Source organism: Streptosporangium sp. NPDC023825 (assembly GCF_040639575.1).
In the GTDB taxonomy this organism is placed as follows: Bacteria; Actinomycetota; Actinomycetes; order Streptosporangiales; family Streptosporangiaceae; genus Streptosporangium.
Genome location: NZ_JBFAAE010000015.1, coordinates 149,811 through 164,965 on the forward strand (window position 1 = coordinate 149,811; position 15,155 = coordinate 164,965).

General features: G+C 66.4%; 16 protein-coding genes and 1 pseudogene. All 17 read right to left on the reverse strand.

From position 1 onward, the window contains the following. Positions 1-20: 20 nt before the first annotated feature. Entirely contained in the window at positions 21-302 is a 282-nt protein-coding gene (gene rpsQ / locus AB0G15_RS16470) for a 30S ribosomal protein S17 (RefSeq protein WP_326635528.1), read from the reverse strand. After that, positions 295-531 carry a 50S ribosomal protein L29 gene (gene rpmC, locus AB0G15_RS16475; protein ID WP_030912909.1) on the reverse strand — a complete coding sequence of 79 codons (237 nt, stop codon included), beginning with the start codon at positions 529-531 and terminating at the stop codon, positions 295-297. The genes rpsQ and rpmC overlap by 8 nt, the downstream gene beginning before the upstream one ends. Then, the gene (rplP, locus tag AB0G15_RS16480; RefSeq protein WP_030912912.1) at positions 531-950 is read right to left on the reverse strand and encodes a 50S ribosomal protein L16; all 420 of its coding nucleotides are present in this window, start codon (positions 948-950) and stop codon (positions 531-533) included. The genes rpmC and rplP overlap by 1 nt, the downstream gene beginning before the upstream one ends. Positions 951-952: 2 nt before the next feature. After that, a complete protein-coding gene (gene rpsC / locus AB0G15_RS16485; protein WP_344746699.1) occupies positions 953-1,822 on the reverse strand; it encodes a 30S ribosomal protein S3 in 870 nt (289 codons plus the stop codon). Continuing rightward, complete coding sequence (rplV, locus tag AB0G15_RS16490; RefSeq protein WP_030912916.1) at positions 1,822-2,175, reverse strand: 50S ribosomal protein L22; 354 nt, start codon at positions 2,173-2,175, stop codon at positions 1,822-1,824. The genes rpsC and rplV overlap by 1 nt, the downstream gene beginning before the upstream one ends. A 76-nt stretch (positions 2,176-2,251) precedes the next feature. Next, on the reverse strand, positions 2,252-2,530 hold the full coding sequence (gene rpsS / locus AB0G15_RS16495) for a 30S ribosomal protein S19 (protein WP_012887835.1): 279 nt from the start codon (positions 2,528-2,530) through the stop codon (positions 2,252-2,254). Positions 2,531-2,541: 11 nt separating this feature from the next. Then, positions 2,542-3,378 carry a 50S ribosomal protein L2 gene (rplB, locus tag AB0G15_RS16500; RefSeq protein ID WP_329089941.1) on the reverse strand — a complete coding sequence of 279 codons (837 nt, stop codon included), beginning with the start codon at positions 3,376-3,378 and terminating at the stop codon, positions 2,542-2,544. Between the two features lie 91 nt (positions 3,379-3,469). Further along, positions 3,470-3,772, reverse strand: coding sequence for a 50S ribosomal protein L23 (gene rplW / locus AB0G15_RS16505; protein WP_030912923.1), 303 nt, complete (start codon positions 3,770-3,772; stop codon positions 3,470-3,472). Further along, complete coding sequence (rplD, locus tag AB0G15_RS16510) at positions 3,772-4,419, reverse strand: 50S ribosomal protein L4 (protein WP_344746698.1); 648 nt, start codon at positions 4,417-4,419, stop codon at positions 3,772-3,774. The genes rplW and rplD overlap by 1 nt, the downstream gene beginning before the upstream one ends. Beyond that, positions 4,416-5,069: a 50S ribosomal protein L3 gene (gene rplC / locus AB0G15_RS16515; protein ID WP_329089937.1), complete on the reverse strand. Its 654-nt coding sequence runs from the start codon at positions 5,067-5,069 to the stop codon at positions 4,416-4,418. Before rplC ends, rplD begins: the two co-directional genes overlap by 4 nt. 14 nt (positions 5,070-5,083) lie before the next feature. After that, positions 5,084-5,392, reverse strand: a complete 309-nt coding sequence (rpsJ, locus tag AB0G15_RS16520) for a 30S ribosomal protein S10 (protein WP_030912931.1) — start codon at positions 5,390-5,392, stop codon at positions 5,084-5,086. A gap of 334 nt (positions 5,393-5,726) precedes the next feature. Continuing rightward, positions 5,727-6,920: an elongation factor Tu gene (gene tuf / locus AB0G15_RS16525; protein WP_362839969.1), complete on the reverse strand. Its 1,194-nt coding sequence runs from the start codon at positions 6,918-6,920 to the stop codon at positions 5,727-5,729. Between the two features lie 229 nt (positions 6,921-7,149). After that, positions 7,150-9,249 carry an elongation factor G gene (gene fusA / locus AB0G15_RS16530; RefSeq protein ID WP_362839971.1) on the reverse strand — a complete coding sequence of 700 codons (2,100 nt, stop codon included), beginning with the start codon at positions 9,247-9,249 and terminating at the stop codon, positions 7,150-7,152. 36 nt (positions 9,250-9,285) lie between these two features. Continuing rightward, positions 9,286-9,756 carry a 30S ribosomal protein S7 gene (rpsG, locus tag AB0G15_RS16535; protein WP_012887827.1) on the reverse strand — a complete coding sequence of 157 codons (471 nt, stop codon included), beginning with the start codon at positions 9,754-9,756 and terminating at the stop codon, positions 9,286-9,288. Between the two features lie 2 nt (positions 9,757-9,758). Then, positions 9,759-10,130 carry a 30S ribosomal protein S12 gene (gene rpsL / locus AB0G15_RS16540; RefSeq protein WP_012887826.1) on the reverse strand — a complete coding sequence of 124 codons (372 nt, stop codon included), beginning with the start codon at positions 10,128-10,130 and terminating at the stop codon, positions 9,759-9,761. Positions 10,131-10,876: 746 nt separating this feature from the next. Continuing rightward, on the reverse strand, positions 10,877-14,764 hold the full coding sequence (locus tag AB0G15_RS16545) for a DNA-directed RNA polymerase subunit beta' (RefSeq protein WP_362839975.1): 3,888 nt from the start codon (positions 14,762-14,764) through the stop codon (positions 10,877-10,879). 27 nt (positions 14,765-14,791) lie between these two features. Further along, positions 14,792-15,155 (reverse strand): annotated as a pseudogene (locus tag AB0G15_RS16550) (DNA-directed RNA polymerase subunit beta); the annotation flags it as partial.

Sequence of the window (15,155 nt, forward strand, 5' to 3'; positions counted from 1 at the left end):
CCCCCCACGAGGCGCGTTGCCTACTTGGCCTTCTCGAGGATCTCGATGACCCGCCAGCGCTTGCTGGCGGACAGCGGCCGGGTCTCCATCAGGAGGACACGGTCGCCGACACCGCAGGTGTTGGCCTCGTCGTGCGCCTTGTACTTGGTCGTCCTGCGGATGACCTTGCCGTACAGGGGGTGCTTGACGCGGTCCTCGACAGCGACCACGACAGTCTTGTCCATCTTGTCACTGACGACCAGACCCTCACGGGTCTTGCGGTAGTTCCGCGTCTCGGTCGTGGTTTCCGTGGCCTCAGCCATCGATCGACTCCTTCTCTACCGTGACGATTCCGAGCTCCCGCTCGCGCATCACGGTGTAGATACGGGCGATCTCGCGGCGGACGGCACGCAACCGCCCGTGGCTCTCCAACTGGCCGGTCGCTGCCTGGAAGCGGAGGTTGAACAGCTCCTCCTTGGCTTCCTTCAGCTTCGTGACCAGGGTGTCCTGGTCTTCCACCCGCAGCTCACCGGCGGTCAGGCCCTTAGCCATCACGCCTCACCCACTTCACGCTTGACGAACCGGCACTTCATCGGCAGCTTGTGCATCGCACGACGCAGGGCTTCGCGAGCCACCGGCTCGGCGACACCCGACAGCTCGAACATGATGCGGCCGGGCTTGACGTTGGCGATCCACCACTCCGGCGAACCCTTACCGGAACCCATGCGGGTCTCGGCGGGCTTCTTCGTGAGGGGGCGGTCCGGATAGATGTTGATCCAGACCTTTCCACCACGCTTGATGTGACGGGTCATCGCGATACGAGCCGACTCGATCTGGCGGTTGGTCACGTAGGAGTGCTCAATCGCCTGGATGCCGAACTCGCCGAACACGACCCTGGTGCCACCCTTGGCGGCTCCGTGACGGTCGGGCCGGTGCTGCTTGCGGTGCTTGACCCTGCGCGGGATCAGCATGGTCAGCTCCCTTCAGCACCCGGCTGCGCAGCCGGGCCGGTCTCGGGGGCAGCCTGCGAGGCCGCCTCGTTCCTGGGGGCGGAGGCGCGGTCGCCACGGCCGGCACCGGCGCCACGACGGGCGCCACCGGCGCCGCCGCCACGACGGGGACGGTCGCCGCCACCGGCACCGGGGCCACGACGGTCGTCGCGGTCACGACGCTGGCCGGCACGAGCACCGGCGGCGGCCGCCTCGCGCTCGGCGCGGCTGGTCGGAGCCTCACCCTTGTAGATCCACACCTTCACGCCGATACGGCCGAAGGTGGTGCGGGCCTCGTACAGGCCGTAGTCGATGTCCGCGCGGAGGGTGTGCAGGGGCACGCGGCCCTCGCGGTAGAACTCCGAACGGGACATCTCGGCGCCGCCGAGACGACCGGAGCACTGCACCCGGATGCCCTTGGCGCCGCTCTTCATCGCCGACTGCATCGCCTTGCGCATGGCACGGCGGAACGAGACACGGCTGGACAGCTGCTCGGCCACACCCTGGGCGACGAGCTGAGCGTCGATCTCAGGGTTCTTGACCTCGAGGATGTTCAGCTGGACCTGCTTCTTGGTCAGCTTCTCGAGGTCACCGCGGATCCGGTCCGCCTCGGCGCCGCGGCGGCCGATGACGATGCCCGGACGGGCGGTGTGAATGTCGACCTGTACCCGGTCGGTGGTCCGCTCGATCTCCACCTTGGAGATGCCGGCCCGCTCCATGCCCTTCTTGAGCATGCGGCGGATCGCCACATCCTCGGCAACGTACGACTTGTAGAGCTTGTCGGCATACCACCGGCTCTTGAAGTCGGTCGTGATGCCGAGGCGGAACCCGTGCGGGTTAACCTTCTGACCCACTAGCGGGTCCTCCCCTTCGGCTCGCGGGACTCCACGATCACGGTGATGTGGCTGGTCCGCTTGTTGATCCGATAGGCACGACCCTGAGCACGGGGACGAAACCGCTTCAGCGTCGGGCCCTCGTCGACCCAGGCACGGCTCACGAAGAGCGTGTCACGGTCGAGCTTGAAGTTGTGCTCCGCGTTGGCAATGGCGCTCGAGAGCACCTTGTACACGGTCTCGCTCGCCGACTGGGGAGCGAACTGCAGCACGGCCTGCGCCTCCGAAGCGGGCAGCCCGCGAATGAGGTCCACCACACGGCGGGCCTTCATGGGCGTGTGGCGCGCGAACCGCGCCTGAGCCCTGGCTTCCATCGCTTACTCCTCTTACCCTTCGTTTTGGTCGAGTCCGTTTCGCCTGGTGAGGCTCGACGTCCTCGTCCTGAGGCGCTTATCGCCGGCTGCGGCGGTCTTCCTTGACGTGGCTGCGGAAGGTTCGCGTGGGAGCGAACTCACCGAGCTTGTGGCCGATCATCGACTCGGTGACGAACACCGGGACGTGCTTACGGCCGTCGTGAACGGCGATCGTGTGACCAAGCATGTCGGGCACGATCATGGAGCGCCGCGACCACGTCTTGATGACGTTTTTGGTGCCCTTCTCGTTCTGGACATCCACCTTCTTCTGAAGGTGGTCGTCCACGAAGGGACCCTTCTTAAGGCTACGTGGCATTTTGGCTGCTCCTACCGCTTCTTCCGCTTGGTACGACGGCGGATGATCAGCCGGTCGCTGGCCTTGTTCGCCGCACGGGTACGTCCCTCGGGCTTGCCCTTGGGGTTGACGGGGTGACGACCGCCGGAGGTCTTACCCTCACCACCACCGTGCGGGTGGTCGACCGGGTTCATCGCGACACCGCGAACGGTGGGGCGCTTGCCCTTCCACCGCATACGGCCGGCCTTGCCCCAGTTGATGTTGGCCTGCTCGGCGTTGCCGACCTGGCCGATCGAGGCCCGGCAGCGGACGTCGACCTGGCGCATCTCGCCGGAGGGCATACGCAGCGTGGCGTACTGGCCCTCCTTGGCGAGGAGCTGGATCTGCGCGCCGGCGGACCGGCCCAGCTTGGCGCCACCGCCCGGACGGAGCTCCACCGCGTGGATGAAGGTACCGGTCGGGATGTTGCGCAGCGGGAGGCAGTTGCCCGGCTTGATGTCGGCCGTGGGGCCGTTCTCGATGTTGTCGCCCTGCTTGAGGCCGGTGGGGCAGAGGATGTAGCGCTTCTCCCCGTCGGCGTAGTGCAGCAGCGCGATGCGGGACGTGCGGTTCGGGTCGTACTCGATGTGAGCGACCTTGGCCGGGATCCCGTCCTTGTCGTGACGCCGGAAATCGATGATCCGGTAGGCGCGCTTGTGGCCACCACCCTGGTGACGGGTGGTGACTCGGCCGTGGACGTTACGGCCACCCTTGCTGTGCAGGGGTGCAAGCAGCGACTTCTCGGGCGTGCTGCGCGTGATCTCGGCAAAGTCCGAGACGCTGGCGCCGCGGCGACCCGGGGTCGTCGGCTTGAGTTTACGGATGCCCATCTTTTTCGTTCATCCTTCGTCGGTTAATCCGGTCGAATGCCCCTCACCAGGCGGCGAGGGGCTTTCTCCCTGTACTTACTGAGCGAGCGCGTCAGCCGATCTGGCCGAAGATGTCAATCCGGTCGCCCTCGACCAGGCTGACGATGGCTCGCTTGGTGGCCGGGCGCTGGCCGTAGCCGAACCTGGTCCGCTTCCGCTTGCCCTGGCGGTTGATGGTGTTGACGCTGGCGACCTTGACACCGAAGATCTTCTCAACGGCGATCTTGACCTGCGTCTTGTTGGCCGTCTTCCGCACCAGGAACGTGTACTTGTTGTGCTCGTCGATCAGGCCGTAGCTCTTCTCGGAGACAACCGGCTTGATGATGATGTCGCGCGGGTCGGCGATCTTCTCCATCAGGCGTCTTCCTTCCCGCTCTTGCTCAGACGCGCCACGATCTGGTCGTACGCGTCCTGAGTGAAGACGACGTCGTCGTAGCAGAGCACGTCATAGGTGTTGAGCTGCCCGGCGTCCAGAAGGTGGACCTCGGGAGCGTTGCGCAGGCTCAGCCAGCTGAGCTCGTCACCCTCGTCGACGACGACCAGGACGCTGCGGGCCTTGGTGAGCCTGCGAAGCGACTCGAGAGCCGCCTTGGTCTTCGGGGTCTCCCCCTCGACCAGACCGCTGACCACGTGAACGCGGCCGCCGGTCGCCCGGTCGGACAGGGCCCCGCGCAGGGCGGCGGCCTTCATCTTCTTGGGAGTCTTCTGGGAGTAGTCCCGCGGAACCGGGCCGTGGACGGTGCCACCGCCGGTGAACTGCGGGGCGCGGGTCGAACCCTGGCGGGCGCGGCCGGTGCCCTTCTGGCGGTACGGCTTCTTGCCGCCGCCTCGGACCTCACCGCGGGTCTTCGCCTTGTGGGTGCCCTGCCGGCGAGCGGCGAGCTGGGCCACGACGACCTGGTGGATCAGCGGGATGTTGACCTTCGTACCGAAGATGTCCTCCGGCAGGTCGACGGTGCCGGCCTTCTCACCGCGTACGTCGAGGACGTCAATGGTGCTCACTTGGCAGCCCCCTTCTTGGCGGCGGTGCGGACCAGGACCAGGCTGCCGTTGGCGCCGGGGATCGCACCCTTGATCAGGATGAGGCCCTTCTCGGCGTCCACGGCGTGAACCTTGAGGCTCTGGACGGTCGTGCGGACGTTGCCCATCCGGCCCGCCATGCGCACGCCCTTGAAGACGCGGCCGGGGGTGGCGCAGCCACCGATGGAACCGGGCGAGCGGTGCTTGCGCTGCGTACCGTGCGAGGCGCCGAGACCCTTGAAGCCGTGGCGCTTCATGACACCCGCGAAACCCTTGCCCTTGCTCTTGCCCGTCACGTCGACGAACTGGCCGGCCTCGAAGGTGTCGGCGAGGAGCTCCTGGCCCAGGGTGTAGTCGCTCGCGTCGTCGGTGCGGATCTCCGCGAAGTAACGGCGCGGGGTGATGTCGTGCTTGCGCAGGTAGTCGCCGAGCGGCTTGTTGACCTTCCGCGGGTCGACCTGGCCGAAGCCCAGCTGGACGGCGGTGTAGCCGTCCTTCTCGGCGGTGCGGACGCGGGTCACGACGCACGGGCCAGCCTCGACGACGGTCACCGGGACCATCCGGTTGTCCGCGTCGAAGACCTGGGTCATGCCGAGCTTCTTGCCCAGGACGCCCTTGATCTTGTTAGCCATGTCAGTGCGTTCCCTCAGAGCTTGATCGAGATGTCAACGCCGGCGGGAAGGTCGAGTCGCATGAGCGAGTCGACCGTCTTCGGCGTCGGGTCGATGATGTCAATCAGCCGCTTGTGCGTGCGCATCTCAAAGTGCTCGCGGCTGTCCTTGTACTTGTGCGGCGAGCGGATGACGCAGTACACGTTCTTCTCGGTCGGCAGCGGCACCGGGCCCGCGACCTTGGCGCCAGTCCTTGTCACCGTCTCGACGATCTTCTTGGCCGAGACGTCGATGACCTCGTGGTCATAGGCCTTGAGCCGAATGCGGATCTTCTGTCCCGCCATAATGGCCTCGGTGTCCTTCACTGTCGTCTGAAAAAGTTACGTGCGGCCTGTTGCCGCTGTGTCATGGCCGGGTCCGTCCGGGACGGTCCCGCCACGTCGTGCCGGAGCACGTCTCGCCCTGGGGCGGCGTTCTCCGCACATGCCCCACGTAGCAGACGCTGTGAGTCCGCGCTTTCTTCCGTGATCTGGCAATTAGTTCGGTCATCCTTCGGCCGAACCAACTGCGAGATCACGGTTCGTGGGGTCCTGCCGGGGTCCGCGCCCTGCGGCGCAGTCCCCTCGTGGGGAGGCGGCCGGCCCTGCTTCGAGGGCCGACCGCCACTCCGCGATCGTACTACTTGATGATCTTCGTCACTCGACCCGCACCGACGGTGCGGCCACCCTCACGGATGGCGAACTTGAGACCGTCCTCCATCGCGATGGGCTGGATCAGCGCGACGTTCATCTCCGTGTTGTCGCCGGGCATGACCATCTCGGTGCCCTCGGGGAGGTTCACCACGCCGGTCACGTCGGTCGTACGGAAGTAGAACTGCGGGCGGTAGTTGTTGAAGAACGGGGTGTGGCGGCCGCCCTCGTCCTTGCTCAGGATGTAGACCTGGGCCTCGAACTCGGTGTGCGGGGTGGTCGTGCCCGGCTTGATGATGCACTGGCCGCGCTCGACGTCCTCGCGCTTGATGCCACGGAGGAGCAGACCGACGTTGTCGCCCGCCTGGCCCTCGTCGAGCAGCTTGCGGAACATCTCGACACCGGTGACCGTGGTGGTGGTCTTGGTCTCCTTGATGCCGATGATGTCGACAGTCTCGTTGACCTTGACGATGCCACGCTCGATACGGCCGGTGACGACCGTGCCACGACCGGTGATCGAGAAGACGTCCTCGATCGGCATGAGGAAGGGCTTGTCGGTCTCACGGGTCGGCTCGGGGACGTTCTCGTCCACGGCGGTCATGAGCTCGATGATCGAGTCGCCCCACTTGGCGTCGCCCTCGAGCGCCTTCAGCGCCGAGACGCGGACGACCGGCAGGTCGTCGCCGGGGAACTCCTGGGCCGAGAGAAGCTCACGGACCTCGAGCTCGACGAGCTCCAGGATCTCCTCGTCGTCCACCATGTCGGACTTGTTGAGGGCCACGACGATGTAGGGGACGCCGACCTGGCGGGCCAGGAGGACGTGCTCCTTCGTCTGCGGCATCGGACCGTCGGTGGCGGCGACCACGAGGATCGCACCGTCCATCTGAGCCGCACCGGTGATCATGTTCTTCACGTAGTCGGCGTGACCGGGGCAGTCCACGTGGGCGTAGTGGCGCTTCTCGGTCTGGTACTCGACGTGCGCGATGGAGATCGTGATACCACGAGCCTTCTCCTCGGGCGCCTTGTCGATCTTGTCGAACGGGGTCGCCTCGTTGAGGTTCGGGAAACGCTCGTGGAGCACCTTGGTGATCGCCGCGGTCAGAGTGGTCTTGCCGTGGTCGATGTGCCCAATGGTGCCGATGTTTACGTGCGGCTTGGTCCGCTCGAACTTGGCCTTGGCCACTGCTCTCTCCTTAGAGATTCTGACGTGACTTGCGTCTTCATATTCGGGCTTGGGGAGGCCGGCTCCTCTCGGAACCGGCCGGCGAGAGGTACCTCGCCCCGCACCCCTCCGGTGGCGGGGCGACGATCTCTCGCCTCCCGCACTCGGAACGGTGCTGGACTACTCGCCCCGCACCCCTCCGGTAGCGGGGCGACGATCTCTCGCCTCCCGCACTCGGAACGGTGCTGGACTACTCGCCCCGCACCTTCGCGACGATCTCCTTGGCGATGTGCGCAGGCACTTCCGCGTAGGAGTCGAACTGCATGCTGTAGCTCGCGCGTCCCTGCGTCTTGCTACGGAGGTCTCCCACGTAGCCGAACATCTCAGAGAGCGGCACGAGCGCCTTGACGATACGGGCGCCGGAGCGCTCGTCCATCGCCTGGATCTGCCCGCGGCGGCCGTTGAGGTCACCGATGACGTCACCCATGTAGTCCTCGGGCGTGGTGACCTCGACGGCCATCATCGGCTCCAGGATTACGGCGTCCGCCTTGCGCGCGGCCTCCTTGAAGGCCATCGAGCCAGCGATCTTGAAGGCCATTTCGGACGAGTCCACCTCGTGGTAGGCACCGTCCTGCAGGGTGACCTTGACCCCGACCATGGGGTATCCGGCGAGAACACCGAACTCGGCCGCCTCCTGGGCGCCCGCGTCGACCGAGGGGATGTACTCCCTCGGGATGCGGCCACCGGAGACCTTGTTCGCGAACTCGTAACCGTCGTTGCCCTCGCCCAGCGGCTCAATGTCGATGATGACCTTGGCGAACTGGCCGGAACCACCGGTCTGCTTCTTGTGGACGTAGTCGACCTTCTCCACCTTGCGGCGGATGGTCTCCCGGTAGGCCACCTGAGGCCGGCCGATGTTGGCCTCGACCTTGAACTCGCGGCGCATCCGGTCGACGAGGATCTCCAGGTGGAGCTCGCCCATACCCCAGATGACCGTCTGCCCGGTCTCGTCGTCACGACGGACCTGGAAGGACGGGTCCTCCTCGGCCAGACGCTGGATCGCGGTGCCCAGCTTCTCCTGGTCACCCTTGGTCTTGGGCTCGATGGCGACGCTGATGACCGGCGCCGGGAAGTTCATCGACTCCAGGACCACGGGGTGAGCCGGGTCCGACAGGGTGTCACCGGTGGTGGTGTCCTTCAGGCCCATGACGGCGACGATCTGACCGGCCACGGCCGACGCGCGCTCTTCGCGCTTGTTGGCGTGCATCTGGTAGATCTTGCCGATCCGCTCCTTGCGGCCCTTCACCGAGTTGACCACGGCGGTGCCGGTCTCGAGCGTGCCCGAGTAGATGCGGATGTAGGTGAGACGGCCCAGGTGCTGGTCGCTCATGATCTTGAAGGCGAGCGCGGAGAAGGGCTCGTTGACGTCGGCGTGACGCTCGATGACCTCCTCCTCCTTGCCGACCGCGTGGCCCTTGAAGGCCGGGATGTCGATCGGGGCGGGGAGGTAGGCGACGATCGCGTCGAGCAGGGGCTGGACGCCCTTGTTCTTGAACGCGGTGCCGGTCAGGACCGGGTTGATGGCGCTGGCCAGCGTGGCGCGGCGGATGGCCGCGACCAGCTGCTCCTCGGTGGGCTCGACGCCCTCCAGGAAGAGCTCCATCAGCTCGTCGTCGTTCTCGGAGACCGTCTCGACGAGCTTGTCACGCCACTCGCGAGCGATCTCGGCGTGCTCGGCCGGGATGTCGACGGTCTCGTACATCTCGCCCTTGGCCGCCTCGGCGCTCCAGAGCAGGCCCTTCATCTTGACCAGGTCGATGACGCCCTTGAAGTCGGCCTCGACGCCCCAGGGAAGCTGGATGACGGCGGGGGTCGCGTTCAGGCGGCTGATCATCATGTCGACGCAGCGGTGGAACTCCGCGCCGACCCGGTCCATCTTGTTGACGAAGCAGATCCTGGGCACTTCGTAACGGTCGGCCTGACGCCACACCGTCTCGGACTGCGGCTCGACACCGGCGACGCCGTCGAACACGGCGACGGCACCGTCGAGGACGCGGAGCGAACGCTCCACCTCGATCGTGAAGTCCACGTGGCCCGGCGTGTCGATGATGTTGATCGTGTGGCCGAGCCATTCGCAGGTCGTGGCAGCGGAGGTGATGGTGATACCACGCTCCTGCTCCTGCTCCATCCAGTCCATCGTGGCTGCGCCCTCGTGGACCTCACCGATCTTGTAGTTGATACCGGTGTAGAACAGGATGCGCTCGGTCGTCGTGGTCTTGCCCGCGTCGATGTGGGCCATGATCCCGATGTTACGGACCTTGGCCAGGTCAAGAGCGGTCGTGGTGGCCACTTCTCTCGCGTCCTCGTCGTCTCGTCGAACCCGCTGTTACCAGCGGTAGTGGGCGAAGGCCTTGTTGGACTCGGCCATCTTGTGGGTGTCCTCGCGCTTCTTGACGCTTGCGCCGAGGCCGTTGCTGGCGTCGAGCAGTTCGTTCATGAGGCGCTCGGTCATGGTCTTCTCGCGGCGGGCGCGGGAGTACTGCACCAGCCAGCGCAGGGCCAGGGTGGTGCTGCGCGCCGCGCGCACCTCGACCGGGACCTGGTAGGTCGCGCCACCGACACGGCGGCTGCGGACCTCAAGGGTGGGCTTGACGTTGTCCAGCGCGCGCTTCAGGGTGACGACCGGGTCGTTGCCGGTCTTCTCCTTGGCGCCTTCGAGGGCGCCGTACACGATGGACTGGGCGATGGATCGCTTGCCGTCCAGGAGCACCTTGTTGATGAGCGCGGTGACCAGGGGCGAGTTGTGAACCGGGTCAGCCATGAGCTGACGACGGCCAGGAGAACCCTTGCGAGGCATTCCTACTTCTCCTTCTTCGCGCCGTAACGGCTACGGGCCTGCTTGCGGTTACGGACACCCTGGGTGTCGAGCGAGCCGCGGATGATCTTGTAGCGAACACCCGGCAGGTCCTTCACACGACCACCACGGACGAGCACGATGGAGTGCTCCTGGAGGTTGTGGCCGACACCGGGGATGTAGGCCGTGACCTCGATACCGTTGGTGAGCCGGACACGCGCGACCTTGCGGAGGGCGGAGTTCGGCTTCTTCGGGGTCGTGGTGTAAACGCGCATGCAGGTGCCGCGTCGCTGAGGGCTGGCCTTGAGCGCCGGGGTCTTGGTCTTGGTGACCTTGTCCTGGCGGCCCTTGCGGACCAGCTGCTGAATCGTGGGCACCGCGTCTCCGTTCGTGCTAGCCGGTAATTCGAATGTGATGCATTTTGCAGGTACTGCCGGTGTCATGACCTGCGGTTCTTTCATCCCCTCCGACCCACGCGGTCGGGCGTGTCGCGTAGGTTCCGCGCCACATCCCGGTTAAGGCCGGTCCGGTGGAGGAGGCCACGCGGCGCCTCTGCCGACTCCCCAGTGGGAAACCTGTCGACGCGCACGCATGAAGGCCCATGAAGACATGGGCACGAAGGAAAAGACTACCCAGCCCAACGCAACACGTCAAAACGGTTGCACCTGCCAGGCGCCGGCGTTCGTGTCATGACTCCCGCGATCGGTTTCCGACCGACCGCTTCTGGGTCCGTGTCGAGTTTACCCGCCGCGGAGCACTTCTCCGGCCGTTCTCCGCATTAACGTACGGCTTTCGCCGCAACATTCCGGTCAAGAAAGGTCCACATCCCCAGCTACCGGACCCGCGGTAGGGAAAAAGCGCTGGCGCCGGAGAAAGCCTGGTGGTGGGGGGGGGACGGAACGGCGACGGGGAAGACCAGAGGCGGGGCGGAACGACGGCAAGACCAGGGGCGGCGGAACGACGGCAAGACCAGGGGCGGCGGAACGACGGCAGGCAAGACCAGAGGCGGGGCGGAACGACGGCAGGCAAGACGGGGGAACGACGGCGGGAAAACGCGACGGCGCCCGGCCCCCTTCCGGGGACCGGGCGCCGTTCGTGATCACTCTCGGCCGGCTGCGACCGCTTAGCGGTTGTACTGCCCGAAGTCGTACTCCTCCAGCGGCACGGCCTCACCGGAGCCCGAGCCGAAGGTGTAGTCGGCCGCGGAGCCGTCGTAACCGCCGACGGTGTACATGGCGGCCTTGGCCTCCTCGGTGGGCTCGACCCGGATGTTGCGGTACTGGGGCATGCCCGTACCGGCCGGGATGAGCTTTCCGATGATGACGTTCTCCTTGAGGCCGAGCAGCGAGTCCGACTTGGCGTGGATCGCCGCGTCGGTGAGCACTCGGGTCGTCTCCTGGAAGGACGCCGCGGACAGCCAGGACTCGGTGGCGAGCGAGGCCTTGGTGATGCCCATCAGCACCGGGCGTCCGGAGGCCGGCGTGCCGCCCTCCGCCACGCACTCGCGGTTGATCCGCTCGAAGCGCGGCCGCTCGACGAGCTCACCGGGCAGCATGTCGGCGTCGCCGGACTCCAGCACGTTCACGCGCTTGAGCATCTGCCGCACGATGATCTCGATGTGCTTGTCGTGGATCGACACACCCTGCGAGCGGTAGACCTGCTGGACCTCCGCCACGAGGTGCAGCTGCACGGCCCGGGGGCCGAGGATGCGCAGCACCTCGTTGGGGTTGACCGCACCGGCGATCAGCTGCTGGCCGACCGTGACGCGCTGCCCGTCGGAGACCAGCATGCGCGACCGCATCGACACCGGGTACGCGACCTCCTCGGAACCGTCGTCCGGGACGATCACGATCTTCCGCGTCTTGTCGGTCTCGTCGATGCGGACCCGGCCCTCGGCCTCGCTGATCGGGGCGACGCCCTTGGGGACGCGCGCCTCGAAGAGCTCCTGCACACGGGGCAGACCGTGGGTGATGTCGGCGCCCGCCACACCACCGGTGTGGAAGGTCCGCATCGTCAGCTGGGTGCCGGGCTCGCCGATCGACTGGGCGGCGATGATGCCGACCGCCTCGCCGACGTCCACGAGCTTGCCGGTCGCGAGCGAGCGGCCGTAGCAGGTGGCGCAGACACCGATCTTGGCCTCGCAGACGAGCGCGCTGCGGGTCCTGACGGTCTCCACACCGGCCTCGACCAGCGCGGTGACGTGGATGTCGTTGATGTCGACGCCCACCGGCACGATGATCTTGCCGTCCACCTCCACGTCCTCGGCGAGGATGCGGCCGTGCACGTTGCTCTCGGCGTTCTCCGCCTTGACCAGGTTGCCCTGGGCGTCGCGTTCGCCGACGTGCAGCGGGACGCCGCGGTCGGTGCCGCAGTCGATCTCGCGGACGATGACGTCCTGCGCGACGTCCACCAGACGACGGGTCAGGTAGCCCGAGTCGGCGGTCCGCAGCGCGGTGTCCGCCAGACCCTTCCGCTGGCCGTGGGTGGAGATGAAGTACTCCAGCACCGACAGGCCCTCGCGGAACGAGGCCTTGATCGGACGCGGGATCGTCTCACCCTTGGTGTTGGACACCAGACCACGGATTCCGGAGATCTGCCGGACCTGCATCAGGTTTCCTCGGGCGCCCGACTGGACCATCATCCAGACCGGGTTGGTCTTCGGGAACGCCTTCTGCATGTCGTCGGTCACGTCACTGGTCGCGTGCGTCCAGATCTCGATGAGCTCCTGACGGCGCTCCTCGTCCGTGATCAGACCGCGCTCGTACTCACGCTGGACCTTGTCGGCCCTGCGCTCGTACGTCTCCATGATGTCGGCCTTGTTCGGCGGCGCGATGACATCCTCGATGGAGATCGTCACACCGGCCCTGGTCGCCCAGTAGAAACCGGCGTCCTTGAGGGCGTCGAGCGCCGCGGCGACCTCGACCTTGGGGTACTTCTCGGCGAGCTCGTTGACGATGACCGACAGCTGCTTCTTGCCGACCTGCGAGTTCACGTACGGGTAGTTCGCCGGCAGGGTCTGGTTGAACAGGCACCGGCCCAGGGTGGTCTCCAGGCGGTAGCTGTCACCTGCCTCCCAGCCCTCGGGAGCGGCCCAGCCGCGGGGCGGCGGGACGTCGCCCTTCATCCGGATCTGGATCAGCGACTGGATGTCCAGCTCGCGGCGGTCGAAGGCCATGAGCGCCTCCGACACCGAGCCGAAGACCCGGCCCCTGCCGACACCGTTCTCGTCCTCGTCCTTGAGCGTGGTCAGCGAGTAGAGGCCGATGATCATGTCCTGGGTGGGCATGGTCACGGGCTTGCCGTCGGCCGGCTTGAGGATGTTGTTCGTCGACAGCATCAGGATGCGGGCCTCGGCCTGCGCCTCGGCCGACAGCGGCAGGTGCACGGCCATCTGGTCACCGTCGAAGTCCGCGTTGAACGCGGTGCAGACGAGCGGGTGGATCTGGATGGCCTTGCCCTCGACCAGCTGCGGCTCGAAGGCCTGGATGCCCAGGCGGTGCAGGGTCGGCGCGCGGTTGAGCAGCACGGGGTGCTCGGTGATGACCTCTTCGAGGACGTCCCACACGACCGGCCGGGCACGCTCGACCATCCGCTTGGCCGACTTGATGTTCTGCGCGTGGTTCAGGTCGACCAGGCGCTTCATCACGAACGGCTTGAAGAGCTCCAGCGCCATCTGCTTGGGCAGACCGCACTGGTGCAGCTTCAGCTGCGGGCCGACGACGATGACCGAACGGCCGGAGTAGTCGACTCGCTTGCCCAGCAGGTTCTGGCGGAACCGGCCCTGCTTGCCCTTCAGCATGTCGCTGAGGGACTTCAGGGGACGGTTGCCGGGACCGGTGACCGGGCGGCCGCGGCGGCCGTTGTCGAACAGCGCGTCGACGGCCTCCTGGAGCATCCGCTTCTCGTTGTTCACGATGATCTCGGGGGCACCGAGGTCGAGAAGCCGCTTGAGGCGGTTGTTCCGGTTGATCACCCGGCGGTACAGGTCGTTCAGGTCCGAGGTCGCGAACCGGCCACCGTCGAGCTGCACCATCGGGCGCAGGTCCGGCGGGATGACCGGGATGCAGTCGAGGACCATCCCGTTGGGCGAGTTGCGGGTGTTCAGGAACGCCGACACGACCTTGAGACGCTTGAGCGCGCGGGCCTTCTTCTGGCCCTTGCCGCTGCGGATCGTCTCGCGCAGGTTCTCGGCCTCGAGAGCGAGGTCGAAGTTGGTCAGACGCTCCTGGATGGCCTGGGCGCCCATGCCACCGCGGAAGTAGCGGCCGAAACGGTCGCGCATCTCGCGGTAGAGCAGCTCGTCGCCCTCGAGGTCCTGGACCTTGAGGTTCTTGAAGCGGCTCCAGACCTCGTCCAGCCGGTCCAGCTCGCGCTGGGCCCGGTCGCGCAGCTGCCGCATCTCGCGCTCGGCGCCCTCGCGGACCTTGCGGCGCTGGTCGCCCTTGGCGCCCGCGGCCTCAAGCTCGGCCAGGTCGGTCTCCAGCTTGCGCTGGCGAGCCTCGATGTCGGCGTCACGGCGCTGCTCGATGTGCTGCCGCTCGACGGAGATCTTCGCCTCGAGCGACGGCAGGTCACGCTCGCGCATTTCCTTGTCGACGTGCGTGATCATGTAGGCCGCGAAGTAGATGACCTTCTCGAGGTCCTTCGGGGCCAGGTCGAGCAGGTATCCCAGGCGGGACGGGACACCCTTGAAGTACCAGATGTGCGTGACGGGCGCGGCCAGCTCGATGTGGCCCATCCGCTCACGACGCACCTTGGCGCGGGTCACCTCGACGCCACAGCGCTCACAGATGATGCCCTTGAAACGGACGCGCTTGTACTTACCGCAGTAGCACTCCCAGTCGCGGGTCGGACCGAAGATCTTCTCGCAGAAGAGTCCGTCCTTCTCGGGCTTGAGCGTCCGGTAGTTGATCGTTTCGGGCTTCTTCACCTCGCCGTGCGACCACTGGCGGATGTCGTCGGCGGTCGCGAGGCCGATCCGAAGCTCGTCGAAGAAGTTGACGTCGAGCACTATGTAATCCCCTCCTCAGCTTCTAGATCAGACCTCTTCGACGCTGCTCGGCTCACGCCGGGACAGGTCGATGCCGAGCTCTTCCGCGGCGCGGAAGACGTCCTCGTCGGTGTCGCGCATCTCGATGGACATGCCGTCGCTGGAGAGCACCTCGACGTTCAGGCACAGCGACTGCATTTCCTTGATGAGGACCTTGAACGACTCCGGGATGCCCGGCTCGGGAATGTTCTCGCCCTTGACGATCGCCTCGTAGACCTTCACCCGGCCCAGGACGTCGTCGGACTTGATGGTCAGCAGCTCCTGCAGGGCGTAGGCGGCGCCGTAGGCCTCCAGGGCCCAGACCTCCATCTCACCGAAGCGCTGGCCGCCGAACTGGGCCTTACCGCCGAGC